The organism is Sphingomonas cavernae, from assembly GCF_003590775.1.
In the GTDB taxonomy this organism is placed as follows: Bacteria; Pseudomonadota; Alphaproteobacteria; order Sphingomonadales; family Sphingomonadaceae; genus Sphingobium_A; species Sphingobium_A cavernae.
Window position 1 is genome coordinate 1,135,285 of sequence record NZ_QYUM01000003.1, and the last position, 17,586, is coordinate 1,152,870.

The window sequence follows — 17,586 nt, forward strand, 5'->3', positions numbered from 1 at the left end:
GGTCAGCTCTCCTCGTCGTTCTCGACGCGGTCATTCTCGGCGCGGGTCATCACCAGTTTGCCGTGGCGCACGGCGAAGGCAAGCCTGCCCTCGACCAGCGCGAGCGCGTCGCTGCCGAACTGCTCGAAGCGCCAGCCCTCGAGTATCTGGAGGTTCTTGCGGTTGCCTGCCGCGAGCATTTCGAGCTCTTCGGTCCTGGCAAGCAGCCGGGGTGCCACATTGGCATCGCGCGCGCGAATCTTGAGCAGCAGCTTGAGCAGGTCGGCCACCAGCGCGCCTTCGCGGCCAAGGCCGGGCTTGCGGTCGTCGCGCGACGGCATTTCAGCCGCCGGCAACGGCTTCGCCGCTTCCAGCGCCGCCATCATTCGCGATCCGATATCATTGCCCGCCCAGCTTCCCGAAAGCCCGCGCACACGCGCCAGATCGGACTGCACCTTGGGCGGGTGCGCGGCGAGGTCGGCCAGCGTTTCGTCCTTGACGATGCGGCCGCGCGGCAGGTTCTTGTTCTGCGCCTCGCGCTCGCGCCACGCCGCCAGCGCCTTCAGTCGTCCGAGCACCTCGGGCTTGCGGCTCGGCATCTTGACGCGTTGCCACACCTCTTCGGGCTCGTTCACATAGTTGGATGGCTCGGCGATCCGTTCCATCTCCTGATCGAGCCATTCGCCGCGCCCGGTCTTGCGCAGCTTTTCGAGCATGCGCGGGAAAATCTTTGAAAGATGCGTCACGTCGCCGATCGCATATTCGATCTGGCGCTTGTCGAGCGGGCGGCGGCTCCAGTCGGTGAAGCGTGCGCCCTTGTCGAGCGTGATCCCCAGCCAGCTATCGACAAGGTTCGAATAGCCCACCTGATCGCCCTGGCCCAGCGCCATCGCCGCGATCTGCGTGTCGAACAGCGGGTGCGGCGTCTTGCCCGTCAGATTGTGGACGATCTCGATATCCTGCCCGCCCGCGTGGAAGACCTTGAGCACGTCCTCATTGTTGACGAGCAGGTTGAGCAGCGGCGTCAGGTCCATGCCGTCGGCCTTGGGGTCGATCGCAGCCGCCTCGGCTTCGTCGGCGATCTGGATCAGGCAGAGATCGGGCCAATAGCTGTTCTCGCGCATGAACTCGGTGTCGACCGCAATAAAGGGCGACCGGGACAGGCGTTCGCAGAGTTGGGCAAGCGTCTCGGAATCGGTAATCAGTGGATGGATATGCATCAAAGCCCCTTAGCGCCGACTCGCGGCTTGACAAAGCGGCTTTGCCCCTGTGTTACGCGGCCTTTGCTGGTCCGCACCACATATAATCGGAAAAGAAGAGCTTCATGCACGCCTATCGCACGCACAACTGCGCCGAATTGCGCGCTTCCCATGTCGGGGAAACCGTCCGTCTCTCCGGCTGGATTCACCGCAAACGCGATCATGGCGGGCTGCTCTTTGTCGATTTGCGCGATCATTACGGCATCACCCAGATCGTCACCGACATCGATTCGGAGGCGTTCAAGGCGATCGACGGCGCGCGCGCCGAGTCAGTCATCACGATCACGGGTGACGTGGTCGCCCGCTCGGCGGAGACGAAGAATTCCAACCTGCCGACAGGCGAGATCGAGCTGCGCGCGCGAGAGGTGACCGTCCAGTCGCAGGCGCAGGAACTGCCGCTTCCGGTCTTCGGCGATCAGGAATATCCCGAGGATATCCGCCTGAAATACCGTTTCCTCGATCTTCGCCGCGAGCGCATCCACAACAATATCGTGCTGCGTTCGAAGGTGATCGCGTCGATCCGCAAACGCATGATCGGTCAGGGCTTCACCGAGTTCCAGACGCCGATCCTGACCGCGTCCTCGCCCGAAGGAGCGCGCGACTATCTCGTGCCCAGCCGCGTCCACCCCGGCAAATTCTACGCGCTCCCGCAGGCGCCGCAGATGTTCAAGCAGCTCCTGATGGTCGCGGGCTTCGATCGCTATTTCCAGATCGCGCCCTGCTTCCGCGACGAGGATGCGCGCGCCGACCGATCGCCCGGCGAGTTCTACCAGCTCGATTTCGAGATGAGCTTCGTCACGCAGGACGACGTCTTCAACGCGATCGAGCCCGTGCTCCACGGCGTGTTCGAGGAATTCGCCAACGGCCGCAGCGTTACCCCGGCGCCGTTCCCGCGCATCCCGTACCGCGAATCGATGCTGAAATACGGCAACGACAAGCCCGATCTGCGCAACCCGATCATCATCAAGGATGTCTCCGACCATTTCGTGGGCTCGGGCTTCGGCATCTTTGCCAACATCGTCGCAGGCGGCGGTGTGATCCGCGCGATCCCGGCACCCAAGGCGGGCGAAAAGAGCCGCAAATTCTTCGACGAGATGAACGACTGGTCGCGCCAGGAGGGCTTCTCCGGGCTCGGCTATATCAACATCAAGGGCGGCGAGGCGGGCGGCCCGATCGCCAAGAATCACGGCCCCGAAGCCACCGCAAAGCTGGTCGCGGCGCTCGGCCTCGGCCCCGATGACGGCGTGTTCTTCGCCGCCGGCAAGGAAGCCGACGCCGCGAAGCTCGCGGGACTTGCGCGCACGCGCGTCGGCGAGCAGCTCGAGCTCATCGACCCCAACACATTCGAATTCTGCTGGATCGTCGATTTCCCGATGTTCGAATGGGACGAGGACAACAAGAAGGTTGATTTCAGCCACAACCCCTTCTCGATGCCGCAGGGCGAGCTCGCCGCGCTGGAGACCAAGGATCCGCTCGATATCCTCGCCTATCAGTACGACATCGTCTGCAACGGCGTCGAGCTGTCGTCGGGCGCGATCCGGAACCACAAGCCCGAGATCATGTACAAGGCGTTCGAGATCGCCGGGTACAGCAAGGAAGAGGTCGACACCAATTTCGCGGGCATGATCAACGCGTTCAAGTTCGGCGCGCCGCCGCATGGCGGCTCGGCGCCGGGCATCGACCGCATCGTCATGCTGCTCGCCGACGAGCCCAATATCCGCGAGGTCATCGTCTTCCCGATGAACCAGAAGGCCGAGGATCTGATGATGGGCGCGCCGAGCGAGGTCAGCCCCAAGCAGCTCCGCGAACTTCATATCCGCCTCGTCGAGCCGCAGCAAAAGAGCTGACCGACTGTCTCGAAACCGCACAACCGTCATGCTGAACTTGTTTCAGCATCCATGAACACGGTATCGAACGAATAGGATCAACACCGTGTTCATGGACCCTGAAACGAGTTCAGGGTGACGGAAGGAGCGCTTCGATCATGCCCATCGATCTGGCCGATTACGAAAAAGGCGAAAAGTTCGACGGCGACTATGACGAGGCGCTGAAAGCCGCGCAGGAACGGCTTTCGCAGATCCAGGCGGCCTACATCTATCGCGGTGCCCGTGCGATGCTCGTCTTCGAAGGATGGGACGCGGCGGGGAAGGGCGGTGTCATCAGCCGGCTGACCGGCGAACTCGATCCGCGCTATTTCGAGGTGTGGCCAATCCAGGCGCCGACCGTTGAGGAGAAAGAACGCCATTTCCTCTGGCGCTTCTGGCAGAGATTACCCGGCGCCTCGGACATCAACATCTTCGACCGGAGCTGGTACGGTCGCGTGCTCGTCGAGCGCGTCGAGGGCTTCGCGAGCGAGGCGGAATGGCGCCGCGGCTATGACGAGATCAACGAGTTCGAGGCGCAGCAGAAGGATTGCGGCACGACAATCGTCAAGCTGTTCCTCCACATCACCCAGGAGGAGCAGGACGATCGTATCCGCAAGCGGCTCGATCATCCGTGGAAGCGGTGGAAAACGGGGGCCGAGGATTTCCGCAACCGCGCACGGCGCGCCGACTATCTCGTCGCGATGCAGGACATGTTCGCGCGTACCGATACGCGCTGGGCGCCCTGGACGGTGTTCGACGCCAACAATAAAAAGGCCGCGCGTATCGCGATCCTCAATCATGTTGCGGACAGGCTCGCCGCGAACGTCAGCATGGATCCGCCGGCACTCGATCCGGAGGTGCTCAAGATCGCTGCGAAACAGATCGGCTATCGCGCCGACTGACCTTCCGTTTGATCGATGCACTCGATCATAGCGCGCTGAATAATCGATTGGATGATCTGCTGCGTTCGCGTTATGTGCATCTCCGTCGGGCGGTTCCGCTCGGCAAACAGCTAAAGAAAAAGATTTCAGGAGAGTGGTTTGGTCCGAACCGGTCCTAAACCGCCCTCCATGTTGCGATGCAGCCAGTTTTGAACAAGGAGAATACGAAATGGCACTTACCGTTGGCGACAAGTTCCCCGCCCTCACCGTTCCCGTCCAGCAGGGCACCTCGGCGCTTCCCGCCGGCGAGACGATCGATCTCGGCAAGACCGACGGCAAGTGGAAGGTCGTGTTCTACTGGCCCAAGGACTTCACCTTCATCTGTCCGACCGAAATCATCGGCTATGGCGAGCTGGTCAAGGATCTCGCGGATCGCGACGCCGTCCTGATCGGCGCGTCGACCGACACCGATTTCGTCCACTTCGCGTGGCGCAAGTCGGACGAACGTCTGGCGAACTGCGATTTCCCCTGGATCGCGGACAACAAGAAGGAACTGGCTGAGGCTCTGGGCATCGTCGCGAAGGAAGAGGGCGTTGCCTACCGCGCCACCTTCATCGTCGATCCGCACAATGTGATCCAGCACGTGACGGTGAACGGCCTCAACCAGGGCCGCAACCCGTCCGAGGCGATCCGCGTTCTCGACGCGCTGCAGACCGACGAGCTCTGCCCCTGCAACTGGCAGGCGGGCGAAGAGGTCCTCAAGCCGGCCGCCTGATCACGGTTCTGACCTGATCGAAAGGGGCGCGGGGTTCACACAATTCCGCGCCCTTTTTTTATGCCGGCGCTGCCGGCCAGACGCTCGGAGTACCCCGGCGAAAGCCGGGGTCCAGGAGTCACTTGCACCGAGCCCGTCACACTGGACCCCGGCTTTCGCCGGGGTACTTCAAATCAGTCTTTCAAGGAGAACACCCCATGTCGCTCAAGGAATTTGCGGAAACGCTTCCCGATTTCGCCAAGGATATCCGCCTCAACGTCGGTTCGCTGCTCAACGACGCCGCACTTGGCGACCAGCGCAAATATGGCCTGCTGCTCGCGACCGCGCACGGCACGGGCTACAAGCCGCTCGTCGACGCCGCCGAGGCCGAAGTTGAGGGCAAACTGTCGCCCGAAGCCGCCAACGCCGCGCGCGCGGCCGCCGCGATCATGGCGATGAACAACGTCTATTACCGCTTCGTCCACCTCGCTTCGAACAAGGAATATGCGACCTTGCCGGCAAAGCTGCGCATGAACGTGATCGGCAATCCGGGCATCGAGAAGGCCGATTTCGAACTCTTCAGCCTTGCCGTGTCGGCGCAGAATGGCTGCGGCATGTGCATCGACAGCCATGAAAAGGTGCTCCAGCAGCACGGCGTCAACGCGGAGACGATCCAGAGCGCCGCGCGTATCGGCGCGGTGATGACCGCGGTTGCCACGATCCATTCGGCGGTGGCCTGATCCAAACCCCTCCCGGTGTCATCCCCGCGAAAGCGGGGATCCAAGCGGTGCTTCAGCCATCGCCGCGCTTGCCAGCATTGTATGGATTCCCGCTTTCGCGGGAATGACACTGAGGGAATCAATTGGTCGGATAGCTGATCGTCAGTATCTCATATTCGCGCGGGCCTGCGGGCAGTTCCACCCGTCGGACATCGCCCACGCCCGCACCCCGCAGCGCGCGAGCGATCGGCGCATTCCAGCCGACCAGGCCCTTGCCCGCATCGGCTTCGTCATCGCCAACCAGCGTCAATATCTTTTCGCGGTCGTCCTCGTCGACGATCGTGATCGTTGCGCCGAAAAACACGCGCCCGCGATCCTCCTGCCGCGCGGGGTCGACCACCTTGGCGGCCTTCATCTTCTTCGATAGCCGGTTCAATGTCCGGTCGATCTCGCGCAGCCGCTTGCGGCCATAGATATAGTCGCCATTCTCCGAACGGTCGCCATTGCCCGCCGCCCAACTGATCGTCTCGACCAGCCTGGGTCGCTCGACCGCGAACAGTGCGTCATATTCGGCGCGCAGCCGCGCATAGCCCTGCGGCGTGATGTAATTGGGACGGTCGTTCATGAGAGCCTCATACCGTCATGCTGAACTTGTTTCAGCATCCATGAACACCACCCTTCGAGAATAATCTCCGCGGCTCGCGTTGATGGACCCTGAAACAAGCCTGTCCTGAGCTTGCCGAAGGGTTCAGGGTGACGGCGATGTTGACTTAACCCGGCGAACGCTTGCCGAGATACCATGACAGCGGCATCCGCGACCCGCGCGAACGCGCGCGATCGGGGTGCATCGCGTCGTAAACCACCGCATTCTCGAGAACGCGCTGCACATAGTTGCGCGTCTCGAACAGCGGAATCGCCTCGACCCAGTCGATGATGTCCACACTTCCCGTGCGCGGGTCGCCATTGGCGGCCAGCCATTTGTTCACATTGCCCGGCCCCGCGTTATACGCCGCAACCGCAAGCGGATAGCTGCCGCCATAATAGCTGAGCATCCGTCCGAAATAGGTCGAACCGAGCCGGATATTGTAGCTCGGATCGCGTGTCAGCGCGCCCAGATCGTAGCTCATGCCCAGCTTGCCCGCGGTCTCGCGCGCGGTGCCCGGCATCAACTGCATCAGCCCGCGCGCGCCCGCATGGCTCACGGCCTCGCGGTCGAACTGGCTTTCCTGCCGCGTGATGGCGTGGATCATCGTGAACTGCGTCTCATGCCCCGAAGGCACGCTCACCACCGGAAAGCCTGCCCTTACATAGTCATTATGGCCGTTCAGGCCGGCGCTGCGCCCGATCATCACCGCCAGATCGGGACGTCGAATCTGCGTCGCCAGTTCGGTGGCGAAATGATGATCGAGGTCGCTTTTGGCGTCGCTGGAAATGGTGCGCAGGAACAATGTCTGGTCGCGCCAGTCGTCGATCTCGCCGAGCAGCCTGGCGGCCTTGACCACGCTGCGGTTGAAGAAGGCCGAGCGTTCGGCGGCCGAGGGGGTGATCGATGCGGTCGGCGTCGGCGCGGGGATTGGACGGCCGAGCCGTTCGAGCGCGAGCTGGCCGTAAAACTGATCGGGAAAGCCCGCCGCCTGTCCGAAAAAGCCGTTGGCTTCCGCGCCGCGCCCTGCGGCCAGCGCCGCGCGTGCCGCCCAGTAATAGCCCTTGGACTGCGTCTGGGGGGAACGCGCGGCGGTTGCGTAGCGGCGGAACATCCCGATCGCGTCCGCAGGCCGACCCAGCCGCTGCATCGCGACCGTGCCCGCCAGCCAGACAAGACTGGTATAGTCGTCGCGCTCGCCGAGCGGGCGGTCGCGCACGTCGATGCCGGGCGCATAGGCGTCGTCGACGCGCGAGGCGATGCTGTAGGCGAGCTGGTATTGCCGATCGTTCGCCGCGCCGCGCGCGTTGGTCAGCAGCGTCTCGTACCATTCTTCGGCATCGAGTGGCTGTTTCGTCAGGTTTCGCGGAGAGGAGAGCAACGCGCGCGCCGATGCCACCTGGCTGGTGTTGCGCAGCCAGCCAGCGCGGTCGACGATATAGCCCGGGTCGTTGCGGTATTGCGCGTCGATCGCGCTCGCCTTTGCCGCTGCGTCGGGAGCGCGCGTCTGCATTGCGATGCGCGCGTCGAAAAACTGCCGCTTGGCCCCTGACACAAGGCTTAGCTGGCGCACCGCGCTGCTGGTGCTGCCTTCCCAGAGCAGCTTTTCCATGCGCTGGTCATGATCGGTCTGGGTGAGCGCGGACGAAAACATGCCGAGAATGCGCGCTTCGTCCTCGGGAGGCAGCGCGCCGCCCAGCCAGGCGCGGCGTGCGGCAGCGCGCGCCTCTTCCTGTTGGCCAAGCGCGGCCAGCGCCACTGCGTGGCGCGCGTTGCCCGTCGCCGTCAGCGCTGGCTGGCGCGCGAAATAGGCGTTTACCTGCTGTGGGGAATCGCGATTGGGATCGATCCGGCCCTCGGTGGTCTTGCGCATCGCGCTTTCGCCAGGCCAGCCCGGATTGGCGATGAGGAAGCTGGCGTAGGAGGAAAAGGGGAAGCTGTCGCTCTGGCGCAGCCGGTTCCACTGCACCACCGATTCGCCTACCGGATCCATCCGCGACGGCGGCTGCAGACTTGCCGCGCCCCCGCTGATCTGCGCGCGATACCAGCTCCGCTGGTCGGCGGTCAGGTTCTGGGCGATTGCGGCGCTGGAAGAAAAGAGCAGCCCTGCGGCGATCAATCGTACAACCATGCTGGACATGTTGGTGGTGCGGTCCTTATCAGGCGCGGAACATGGGGACATCCGTGACATAGCCGTATCTATGACGCGGAATGCCATCGAAATGAAGGAGTAAAGGCATGTTTTCCGGGTCGATACCGGCTCTGGCGACGCCGTTTCGCGGCGGAACGTTCGATGAGGAGAGTTTCCGCACCTTCATAGACTGGCAGATTTCCGAGGGTTCCAGGGGACTCGTCCCCTGCGGCACCACGGGCGAATCCGCGACCATGTCGATCGAGGAGCACAATCGTGTCGTCGCGGTTTGCATCGAGCATGCCGATGGGCGCGTTCCGGTGATCGCGGGCTGCGGGTCGAACGACACGATCGCAGCGCTCGAGCATATGAAGTCCGCGCAGGCCGCGGGCGCGACCGCCGCGCTCGTCGTCGCCCCCTATTACAACAAGCCCAACGCGCAAGGCGTGTACGCGCATTTCGCGTATCTCGCCGAGCGCTGCGATCTGCCGATGGTGCTCTATAACGTACCCTCACGCACGATCACCGATATCGACGTCGAGACGATGGGGCGCCTCTCCGAGATACCCAGCATCATCGGCGTGAAGGACGCCAGCGGCAATGTCGCGCGCGTCACCGCGCAGCGGCTCGCCTGCGGAACCGACTTTGTCCAGCTTTCGGGCAATGATGACATGGTGCTGGGCTTCATGGCGATGGGCGGGGCGGGCTGCATCTCGGTCACCGCAAACGTCGCGCCGCGCCTGTGTGCCGAGTTTCAGGCCGCCTGTGCATCCGGCGACTGGGACGTCGCGCTGGAACTTCAGGATCGGCTTTTTCCGCTCCATGTCGCTTTGTTCACCGATGCTTCACCGGGCCCGGTGAAATACGCGATCAATCGCCTACATAAGGATTTCACGACCGAAGTTCGCCTGCCGATGACGCCGCCCTCCGCGGCGAGCCGCGCGGCGGTGGACAAGGCCATGGAGCAACTTGGACTGATCTGATGGCCCGCCCGCGTCCCGCCAGTTTCGAGAAAGTGAAGACCGTCGCCGAGAACCGGCGCGCGCGTTACGAATATTTTCTCGAGGAATTCTTCGAGGCGGGGATCGCGCTCACCGGAACCGAGGTCAAGTCGCTGCGCTTCGGTGAGGGCTCGATCGCCGAAAGCTATGCCGAGGTGAAGGACAACGAGGTCTGGCTGGTCAACGCCAACGTCCCCGAGTTCAGCCACGGCAACCGCCACAATCACGAACCCAAGCGGCCCCGCAAGCTGCTGCTCCATGAGCGCGAGATCAACAAGCTGCGCGTCGGCGTGCAGCGCGAGGGGATGACGCTGATCCCGCTCTCGATCTTCTTCAACGGCCGCGGCCGGGCCAAAGTCGAACTCGCGCTCGCCAAGGGCAAGAAGATGCACGACAAGCGCGACACCGAGAAAGCGCGCGACTGGAAGCGCGAGCAGGGCCGCATCCTGAGGCAAAATGGCTAGGCACGAGCACGGGCTGCTCGCCTGGATCCGCAAACACACGCCGCATCGTGACGAAATGCTGAAGAGTCGGTGGCTTCGGCCGTTCGCGCACAGGATCGCGCATTCCGAACTCTGGCGCTTCACCCGGCGTTCGGTGCCGCGTGGCGTGGCGCTCGGGCTGATCGTCGGGATCTTCCTGCTGATACCGGGTGTCCAGATCATTGGCGTCGCGCTGCTGGCGCTTCCGTTTCGGGCCAACATCCCGATCGGTGTGGCGATGACCTTTCTCAGCAACCCGGCAACGACGCCCTTTCTGCTGGGCAGCTCGATCATCGTCGGCAACCGCGCCTTCGGGCTTCACGCCGACGTTGCGACCTTCATGCAACTGATCTCCGAAGGCGCTGGCATCAGCCAATGGACCGCGTGGTTTCTGTCCGACGCGGCCCCGGCGCTGCTCGCGGGGCTTTTCATCATCTCGGTGATCGCCGCCGCGGTCGGCTATGTGCTGGCGATATTCCTCTGGCGATTGTGGATCGGCGCGAAATGGCGCCGCCGCGGACACAAGCCGATCGAGCTGTCGACCAACGGCCAATAGGCTTCGACGGGCGTCGATTTGATTCCCGCGCTTCGGCGGCTAAAACTTTTGGTTTCAGTTGAAACAAGGGGAATCCTCGATGAAATCCGCGCTCTTCCTGTTGTTGGCGTCGACCACGCTCGCGGGGGCTACCGTTGCGCTCGCCGAAACCGCCGACACTGCGCCGGCCGCCGCCACCGCGGCCAAGCCTGAACTCGGCGCTTTCGGCTTCGACGAGGCGGGGATGAACCGTGCGGCAAAGCCGGGCGACGATTTCTACGAATATGCCAATGGCGCCTGGGCCAAGGCGACCCCGATCCCCTCCGACCGCTCGAATTACGGCATGTTCACGCGGCTCGACGATGTGTCGCGCGCTCGCACGCGCGAGATCCTCGACGCGGTGAAGGATGATCGGACGAGCAAGATCGGCAACGCCTATGCGGGCTTCCTCGACGAAGCCGCGATCGAGGCGAAAGGGCTCGGCCCCATCAAGCCCTGGCTCGACCAGATCAAGGGCGTGAAGACCAGGGCCGAATATGCCAGGCTCGCCGGACAGGCCGACCGCAACGGCGTCGGCGGGCCCGTTGGCGCCTTTATCGGGCAGGATGACAAGAGCCCCGAAAACTATGCGCTCACCATGTTCCAGTCGGGGCTGGGCATGCCCGACCGCGATTACTATCTGAGCACCGACAAGAAGCTCGCCGACACGCGCGCGGCCTATCTCGCGCACCTCCAAAAGGTGCTGACGCTTGCCGGAGAGCCCAACGCCGCTGCGCGCGCGCAGGCGCTGCTCGCCTTCGAGACCGAGATCGCGAAGGTCCACTGGACCAAGATCGACAGCCGCGACGCGACCAAGACCTACAACAAGATGACCGTCGCCGAGCTCGTCAGGGACGCGCCGGGCTTCGACTTTGCGGCCTATTTTCACGCCATCGGCGCGCACGTCGATTCGCTGATTGTCGCGCAGCCGAGCGCGATCAAGGGAACCGCGGCGATCGTCGCGAACGCCGACCTCGCGGTGCTCAAGGATGCGATGCTCGTTCGCACGCTCGACGGCTATTCGGACTATCTGCCCAAGGCGTTCAGCGATGAAGCCTTTGCGTTCTATGGCACCACGCTTTCGGGCACGCCGCAGATCGAGCCGCGCTGGAAGCGTGGCGTCAGCTTCGTCACCCGCGCGCTCAGCGACGAGGTCAGTCAGCTCTACGTCCAGCGCTATTTCCCGCCCGAAACCAAGGCCGCGGCCGATACTCTCGTCAAGAATGTCATCGCCGCGATGGACAAGCGCATCCAGGGGCTCGTCTGGATGGCGCCCGAGACCAAGGTCAAGGCGCGCGCCAAGCTTGCCGCCTTCAAGCCCAAGATCGGCTATCCCGACAAGTGGCGCGATTTCGCGGGGCTGGAGATCAAGCGCGACGACGCGTTGGGCAACGCCATCCGCTCGGCCAATTTCGAGCATGACTATAATGTCGGAAAGCTCGGCAAGCCGATCTATCGCTGGGAATGGGGCATGACGCCGATGGAGGTGAATGCCTATGCCAATTTCTCGATGAACGAGATCGTCTTCCCCGCCGCGATCCTTCAGCCGCCCTTCTTCGATCCGCATGCCGACCCCGCGGTCAATTATGGCGGCATCGGCGCGGTGATCGGGCACGAGATCAGCCATCATTTCGACGATCAGGGCAGCAAGTACGATGCCACCGGCACGCTCACCGACTGGTGGACCGCCGACGACGTCAAGAAGTTCAACGCGCTGACCGCGCAGCTTGTGGCGCAATATGACGCTTATGAGCCGCTTCCCGGCGAGCATGTGAAGGGCCAGCTCACCCTGGGCGAGAATATCGCCGACCTCGCCGGCCTTACCGTGGCGCATGAAGCCTATAAGGCGTCGCTTGGCGGCAAGCCGGCGCCCGTGATCGACGGCTTCACCGGCGATCAGCGCTTCTATCTGGGCTGGGCGCAGGTCTGGCGTCGCAACTACCGCGAGGCCAATCTGCGCCAGCGGCTGCTGACCGATCCGCATTCGCCCTCCGCGCAGCGCGCCTGGGTCGTGCGCAATCTCGATCCCTGGTACGGCGCATATAATCCCGATGCGTCGGCGAAGCTGTATCTGTCGCAGGATAAGCGCGTCCGCATCTGGTGAAGCCCTCAATGTGATCTTGGCGACCCAATATTTCCCGCTCATCCTGAGTAGGGGCTGAGCTTGGCGAAGACCCGTATCGAAGGAGGTCCTTCGAGATGCCATTTCGCCAAGCTCAATGGCTCCTCAGGATGAGCGGTCGTGGTTTGACGCCGCATTTGCCGAACGCCAGTGCTTGACGGCAATCGGAGCGGCGGCGAAGAGGGCAATTGCCCATGAACGCACCGCCGCTCCAAGCCCTCACCGAAGACGCTGCGCCGCGCCCGACGCCGCTTGCTCCTCATGCCGGTGACCGCTGGCTTGTGCTGATCGTCGGCGCGGCGGCGCTGTTCTCGGGGCTGCTGATCCTCTGGGCGAGCCAGAACCTCGCCATCGCTGCGGGTTTCGTGGCGACGCTCGTGCTCATTGCCACGCTGATGCTCGTCTTTCGTCGGCTGTATCCGCCGCAACAGACGGTCGTTGGGACGATCGACTGGTCGCTCACGCGCGAGGCGGCTGACAATGACAACGCTGCGGTCGCGATCACCGACAGGGCCGGGCGGCTGGTATGCGCCAACGACCTGTTCGGCGCGTGGTTTCAGGGCTTTCCGACCCCGCCCAGCCTCGCCGTCGGGCAGGCGGGCATAACGCAGCTCACCGCCGCCGGGCGCGATGCGTGGCGCGACGGCCAGGCCGATGTCGATCTCATCGAGTTCAACGGCATGCGCTTTTCCGCGCGGCTTCTTCGCTCGGGGCAGTCGGACGATCACCTGCTGTGGCGCTTCCGTCGTCACCGTACGCTCGATCTGCGCGCAGAGGCGCGGCGGCTGATCGAAGGCGAGGGTGGGGATCGCCTCGGCGAAGCCGGCATCATGATCGCGCTGGTCGGCGGCGAGGGACGCATCCGTGCGGCCAATCGTGCGTTCGTCGCCCGCGCTGCGGGCCGCGCGGACGCGCCGATCGAGGGGCGCGATTTCGTGACCCAGCTCGTCTCCGATCGCGAGGGCGTGATTCGCTTCGCCGAGGAGGGCGCAAAGGGCACCGCGCTGCGGCTGCTGCAAATGCCGCTCGAAGCCGGCGTCATCGACAGTCCGACGCTGCTCTTTCTGATCGACGATGAATATGCGGTGTCGGGGCGCATCGGTGGACCGGGTGGCACGGGCAGCCATCTCCAGACCCTGCTCTCGATGCTTCCGCTCGGCCTCGCGCTCACCGATCGCGACGGCCGGTTCCTGTTCGTCAACGACGCCTTTGCGCGCGCGGCCGGAATCGATGAAGGGACGATGCCTGTCTATCCCGGCGATCTCGTCGTCCGCGAGGACAAGGCGGCCGTCGCCGATACCGTGCGCCGCTTCGGTGCGGGGCAGCAGGCGCTTTCGGGCGATATCGCAGTCCGCCTGCGCAACAATCCGGAGGAGCCCGTCGCGCTCACCATCGCGGGCGCGCGCGGGCTTGGCGAGGCGGCGGTGCTGCTCTCGCTCAAGGACTCGAGCGAGGAATCAAAGCTCAAGCGTCAGGCCGAACAGGCAACCAAGATGCAGGCGGTCGGTCAGCTTGCGGGCGGCGTTGCGCACGACTTCAACAATATCCTGACCGCGATCATCGGGCATAGCGACCTGATGCTGATGCGCCATGCTCCCGGCGACAGCGACTATGACGACATCCAGCAGATCAAGAGCAACTCCAACCGCGCCGCGGCCCTGACGCGCCAGCTCCTCGCCTTTTCGCGCCAGCAGACATTGCGCCCGCAGGTACTCCAGCTTCCCGACGTCATTTCGGAGGTGTCGAACCTCCTCAAGCGCCTGCTTGGCGAAACCGTGATCCTCAACGTCAGCCACGGCCGCAATCTGGGTGCGGTGCGCGCCGATCCGGGCCAGCTCGAACAGGTGATCGTCAACCTCGTGGTCAACGCGCGCGATGCAATGCCCAAGGGCGGCAGCGTCACCATTCAGACTTATGCCGTCCCGGCGCGCGACGTGCGTCAGATGGGCAGCGAAATCCTGCCCATCGTCGATTATACCGCGCTCAAGATCAGCGACACCGGCACGGGGATCGCGTCCGAACTGCTCCCCAAGATTTTCGAGCCATTCTTCACCACCAAGGAAGTGGGCAAGGGAACGGGACTCGGTCTCTCGACCGTTTACGGCATCGTCAAACAGTCGGGCGGCTTCATCTTCGCCGATTCAAGGCTGGGGGAGGGGACAAGTTTCATCATCTACCTGCCCGTCCATGACGCGGAGGAAGCGGTGGAGACGGGGCCGGCGCCCAAGGTCAAGCAGGGCGAACTATGGGGCAGCGGCACCATCCTCCTCGTCGAGGATGAGGACATGGTTCGCGCGGTCGCCGAGCGTGCGCTAACGCGCCATGGCTACACCGTGCTTACAGCCAGCAATGGCGAAGATGCGCTGGAGATGTTGGCGCAGGGCGTCGAGATCGACCTGCTCATTTCCGACGTGGTGATGCCCACCATGGATGGGCCGACGATGGTGCGTCAGGCGCGCAAGACATGGCCCGATCTCAAGATCCTGTTCATGTCGGGCTATGCCGAGGAGCAGTTGCGCAAGTCGATCGACCTCGATCGCGTCGCCTTTCTTCCCAAGCCCTTTTCGGTTCATCAACTCGCCGAGGCGACGCGCGCTGCGATCGGGGCCAAATAATGCTGGCGCACGGCGAAACGATTTCCGCATCGAATAATTCGCTTTCGACGACCGCCGTCGCTGCTATTGAGGCGCCATGATAACACCCCTGCGCATTCTGATCGTCGAGGACGAGCCGCTCATCGCGATGATGCTGGAGGATTTCATAGAGGCGCTGGGGCATAAGCGCGCGGGGACCGCGGATTCGGTCGCGACTGCTCTGCCTCTCGTCGAGCGGGGCAGCTTCGATGCCGTCATTCTCGACGTAAATTTACGTGGCGGCGAGCTGTGCTGGCCCGTGGCGGACAGGCTGGTCGAAGACGGCAAGCCATATCTGCTCGCCAGCGGCGGGCAGGCCGAGGCGCTGCCCGGCGCGCACGCAACCGCGCCCGTACTCGCCAAGCCCTTCACCATGGACGGCGTCCGTGTCGCGTTGGACAGACTGGCGGGCTGATTCCGTCCCCTCTCATTGTCATTCCCGCGAAAGCGGAAATCCCGACGATTTTGGACTCCTTGTTTCTCAAAAAATGACCCGGCAGGGGCGCCGGAACATTTTTTGTTCCACTCTTGTTCCAATAGAACAAATGCTGTACGAAGCTCTCACGCGTTGAACCGGACGGGTGTTCGATCTACGAGAGGAAGCGGCCATGTCGGCACAATTGAAGCTCATCGATTCCGATAAGAAGACGGGGAATATGGACAGGCAAAAGGCTCTCGAAGCGGCACTCGCGCAAATCGACCGCGCGTTCGGAAAAGGCTCGGCAATGAAGCTGGGTTCGCGCGAGGCGATGGAGATCGAAGCGATTTCGACGGGCTCGCTCGGGCTCGACATCGCGCTCGGCATCGGCGGTTTGCCGCGCGGCCGCGTGGTCGAGGTTTACGGGCCTGAAAGCTCGGGCAAGACGACGCTTGCGCTCCATGTCATTGCAGAGGCCCAGAAAATGGGCGGCACCGCGGCTTTCGTCGATGCCGAACATGCGCTCGATCCGGTTTATGCCAAGAAGCTCGGGGTCGATATCGACGAACTGATCGTGTCGCAGCCCGATACGGGGGAACAGGCGCTCGAAATCGTCGATACGCTCGTCCGCTCCAACGCGATCGACGTGCTCGTCGTCGATTCGGTCGCCGCACTGGTGCCGCGTGCCGAGATCGAGGGCGAGATGGGCGACAGCCATGTCGGCCTGCAGGCGCGCCTGATGTCGCAATCACTGCGCAAGCTGACGGGCTCGATCAGCCGTTCGCGCTGCATCGTGATCTTCATCAACCAGCTCCGCATGAAGATCGGCGTGATGTACGGCAATCCGGAAACCACGACCGGCGGCAACGCGCTCAAATTCTACGCTTCGGTCCGTCTCGACATTCGTCGTACCGGCCAGATCAAGGACCGCGACGACATCGTCGGCAACGCGACGCGCGTGAAGGTCGTCAAGAACAAGGTCGCGCCGCCCTTCAAGCAGGTCGAATTCGACATCATGTACGGCGCGGGCATTTCCAAGGTCGGCGAGATTCTCGACCTTGGCGTCAAGGCCGGGCTCGTCGAGAAGTCGGGCGCCTGGTTCTCCTATGATTCGATCCGGATCGGGCAAGGCCGCGAGAACGCCAAGACCTATCTCAAGGAGAATGCCGAGGTGATGAACCGCCTCGAAAACGCGATCCGCGCGCGCACCGACGCGGTCGCCGAAGAGATGATGACCGGACCCGATGCGGAGGATGACGGCGAACTCTGATCGTACTTCCCGGAAAAGTGGGTACCGGTTTTCCGGCCAGGAAGTACGCATAGGCGCCGCACTTTCGCATCAAGCACCCAAAAGGCCCGTCGCGCGTCGGCGGGCCTTTTCCGTTTCAGGCGCGTGCAATTTTCTTTCACGATTCAAGGGAAAAGTGCGAACATAAGCGCGGACAGCCATGGAGAGTGCTTGTGACCATCATCGTCCACCACCTCGAAAATTCGCGATCGCAGCGCGTGCTCTGGATGCTCGAGGAGGTCGGGCTCCCTTATGAGGTCAAGCGCTACGAGCGCGACAAGAAGACGATGCTGGCGCCGCCCGAGCTCAGGAAAGTGCACCCGCTCGGCAAGTCCCCTGCCATAGAGGATGGCGATCGCATCATCGTCGAGACGGGCGCTGTCATCGAGTATCTGGTCGAGCGCGCCGACGGCAAGCTCGGTCCTCCGCCGCACCGCGACGACATTCTGCGCTACCGCCATTTTCTTCATTATGCCGAGGGTTCGCTGATGCCGCCCTTGCTCGTCATGCTCGTGATCAATCGCATGGGTATCCTCGGAAAACCGGTGCGCCCGCGCATTCAGACAATGATCGACACGCATCTCGACTGGCTCGAATCCGAGCTTTCGACGCGCGAATGGTTTGCGGGCGATGTCTTCACCGCGGCCGACGTCATGATGAGCTTTCCGCTCGAGGCAGCGCGGCAGCGCGCGGGACTTTCGAAATCGCGCCCGCATCTGACCGCCTGGCTCGACCGCATCCACGCGCGCCCGGCCTACAAGGCCGCACTCAAAAAGGGCGGGCCCTATGCATTTGCCTGAGACAAGCGGGGAACACCGCACCTAATCAACACGTTAG

At 63.3% G+C, this 17,586-nt stretch carries 15 protein-coding genes; 12 read left to right on the top strand and 3 right to left on the bottom strand.

Annotated features, from left to right (window positions below; all coding sequences use genetic code 11):
* Positions 1-2: 2 nt before the first annotated feature.
* Positions 3-1,199, bottom strand: a complete 1,197-nt coding sequence (rnd, locus tag D3876_RS13095) for a ribonuclease D (protein ID WP_119762828.1) — start codon at positions 1,197-1,199, stop codon at positions 3-5.
* Between the two features lie 104 nt (positions 1,200-1,303).
* Between rnd and aspS the strand changes: the two genes are divergently transcribed.
* The 4 genes from aspS (at position 1,304) to ahpD (ending at position 5,478) form a co-directional block, all read left to right on the top strand.
* Positions 1,304-3,085 carry an aspartate--tRNA ligase gene (gene aspS / locus D3876_RS13100; RefSeq protein ID WP_119762830.1) on the top strand — a complete coding sequence of 594 codons (1,782 nt, stop codon included), beginning with the start codon at positions 1,304-1,306 and terminating at the stop codon, positions 3,083-3,085.
* Between the two features lie 137 nt (positions 3,086-3,222).
* Positions 3,223-4,005, top strand: a complete 783-nt coding sequence (locus tag D3876_RS13105) for a polyphosphate kinase 2 family protein (RefSeq protein ID WP_119762832.1) — start codon at positions 3,223-3,225, stop codon at positions 4,003-4,005.
* Between the two features lie 208 nt (positions 4,006-4,213).
* Positions 4,214-4,759, top strand: coding sequence for a peroxiredoxin (locus D3876_RS13110; protein ID WP_119762834.1), 546 nt, complete (start codon positions 4,214-4,216; stop codon positions 4,757-4,759).
* Between the two features lie 197 nt (positions 4,760-4,956).
* Positions 4,957-5,478 (top strand): alkylhydroperoxidase, AhpD family, encoded by a 522-nt coding sequence (gene ahpD / locus D3876_RS13115; RefSeq protein ID WP_119762836.1) that lies wholly within the window; start codon positions 4,957-4,959, stop codon positions 5,476-5,478.
* Between the two features lie 118 nt (positions 5,479-5,596).
* Here ahpD and greB read toward each other — a convergent pair whose 3' ends face one another.
* Together greB and D3876_RS13125 are read right to left on the bottom strand one after the other, a co-directional pair.
* Entirely contained in the window at positions 5,597-6,082 is a 486-nt protein-coding gene (gene greB, locus D3876_RS13120; RefSeq protein ID WP_119762838.1) for a transcription elongation factor GreB, read from the bottom strand.
* A gap of 145 nt (positions 6,083-6,227) precedes the next feature.
* The gene (locus D3876_RS13125; RefSeq protein WP_119762840.1) at positions 6,228-8,240 is read right to left on the bottom strand and encodes a lytic transglycosylase domain-containing protein; all 2,013 of its coding nucleotides are present in this window, start codon (positions 8,238-8,240) and stop codon (positions 6,228-6,230) included.
* A 98-nt stretch (positions 8,241-8,338) separates the two neighbouring features.
* Between D3876_RS13125 and dapA the strand changes: the two genes are divergently transcribed.
* From dapA to D3876_RS13165, 8 genes are all read left to right on the top strand, one after another.
* Entirely contained in the window at positions 8,339-9,214 is an 876-nt protein-coding gene (dapA, locus tag D3876_RS13130; RefSeq protein ID WP_119762842.1) for a 4-hydroxy-tetrahydrodipicolinate synthase, read from the top strand.
* Positions 9,214-9,696, top strand: coding sequence for an SsrA-binding protein SmpB (gene smpB / locus D3876_RS13135; protein WP_119762844.1), 483 nt, complete (start codon positions 9,214-9,216; stop codon positions 9,694-9,696). The genes dapA and smpB overlap by 1 nt, the downstream gene beginning before the upstream one ends.
* A complete protein-coding gene (locus D3876_RS13140) occupies positions 9,689-10,270 on the top strand; it encodes a DUF2062 domain-containing protein (protein ID WP_119762846.1) in 582 nt (193 codons plus the stop codon). The genes smpB and D3876_RS13140 overlap by 8 nt, the downstream gene beginning before the upstream one ends.
* A gap of 79 nt (positions 10,271-10,349) precedes the next feature.
* A complete protein-coding gene (locus D3876_RS13145; RefSeq protein WP_119762848.1) occupies positions 10,350-12,392 on the top strand; it encodes a M13 family metallopeptidase in 2,043 nt (680 codons plus the stop codon).
* A 212-nt stretch (positions 12,393-12,604) separates the two neighbouring features.
* Positions 12,605-15,025: a hybrid sensor histidine kinase/response regulator gene (locus tag D3876_RS13150; RefSeq protein ID WP_119762850.1), complete on the top strand. Its 2,421-nt coding sequence runs from the start codon at positions 12,605-12,607 to the stop codon at positions 15,023-15,025.
* Between the two features lie 76 nt (positions 15,026-15,101).
* Complete coding sequence (locus tag D3876_RS13155) at positions 15,102-15,458, top strand: response regulator (RefSeq protein ID WP_119762852.1); 357 nt, start codon at positions 15,102-15,104, stop codon at positions 15,456-15,458.
* Between the two features lie 193 nt (positions 15,459-15,651).
* A complete protein-coding gene (gene recA / locus D3876_RS13160) occupies positions 15,652-16,731 on the top strand; it encodes a recombinase RecA (protein WP_119762854.1) in 1,080 nt (359 codons plus the stop codon).
* 191 nt (positions 16,732-16,922) lie between these two features.
* Positions 16,923-17,549: a glutathione S-transferase family protein gene (locus tag D3876_RS13165; protein WP_119763850.1), complete on the top strand. Its 627-nt coding sequence runs from the start codon at positions 16,923-16,925 to the stop codon at positions 17,547-17,549.
* The last annotated feature ends 37 nt before the right edge of the window (positions 17,550-17,586 follow it).

Bases quoted from the DNA above. Each gene is read 5' to 3' on its own strand.
- greB (WP_119762838.1), bottom strand. From the start codon at position 6,082: ATGAACGACCGTCCCAATTACATCACGCCGCAGGGCTATGCGCGGCTG.
- rnd (WP_119762828.1), bottom strand. From the start codon at position 1,199: ATGCATATCCATCCACTGATTACCGATTCCGAGACGCTTGCCCAACTC.
- D3876_RS13140 (WP_119762846.1), top strand. From the start codon at position 9,689: ATGGCTAGGCACGAGCACGGGCTGCTCGCCTGGATCCGCAAACACACG.
- dapA (WP_119762842.1), top strand. From the start codon at position 8,339: ATGTTTTCCGGGTCGATACCGGCTCTGGCGACGCCGTTTCGCGGCGGA.
- D3876_RS13150 (WP_119762850.1), top strand. From the start codon at position 12,605: ATGAACGCACCGCCGCTCCAAGCCCTCACCGAAGACGCTGCGCCGCGC.
- ahpD (WP_119762836.1), top strand. From the start codon at position 4,957: ATGTCGCTCAAGGAATTTGCGGAAACGCTTCCCGATTTCGCCAAGGAT.
- D3876_RS13145 (WP_119762848.1), top strand. From the start codon at position 10,350: ATGAAATCCGCGCTCTTCCTGTTGTTGGCGTCGACCACGCTCGCGGGG.
- D3876_RS13105 (WP_119762832.1), top strand. From the start codon at position 3,223: ATGCCCATCGATCTGGCCGATTACGAAAAAGGCGAAAAGTTCGACGGC.
- D3876_RS13110 (WP_119762834.1), top strand. From the start codon at position 4,214: ATGGCACTTACCGTTGGCGACAAGTTCCCCGCCCTCACCGTTCCCGTC.
- recA (WP_119762854.1), top strand. From the start codon at position 15,652: ATGTCGGCACAATTGAAGCTCATCGATTCCGATAAGAAGACGGGGAAT.
- D3876_RS13155 (WP_119762852.1), top strand. From the start codon at position 15,102: ATGATAACACCCCTGCGCATTCTGATCGTCGAGGACGAGCCGCTCATC.
- aspS (WP_119762830.1), top strand. From the start codon at position 1,304: ATGCACGCCTATCGCACGCACAACTGCGCCGAATTGCGCGCTTCCCAT.
- D3876_RS13125 (WP_119762840.1), bottom strand. From the start codon at position 8,240: ATGTCCAGCATGGTTGTACGATTGATCGCCGCAGGGCTGCTCTTTTCT.
- smpB (WP_119762844.1), top strand. From the start codon at position 9,214: ATGGCCCGCCCGCGTCCCGCCAGTTTCGAGAAAGTGAAGACCGTCGCC.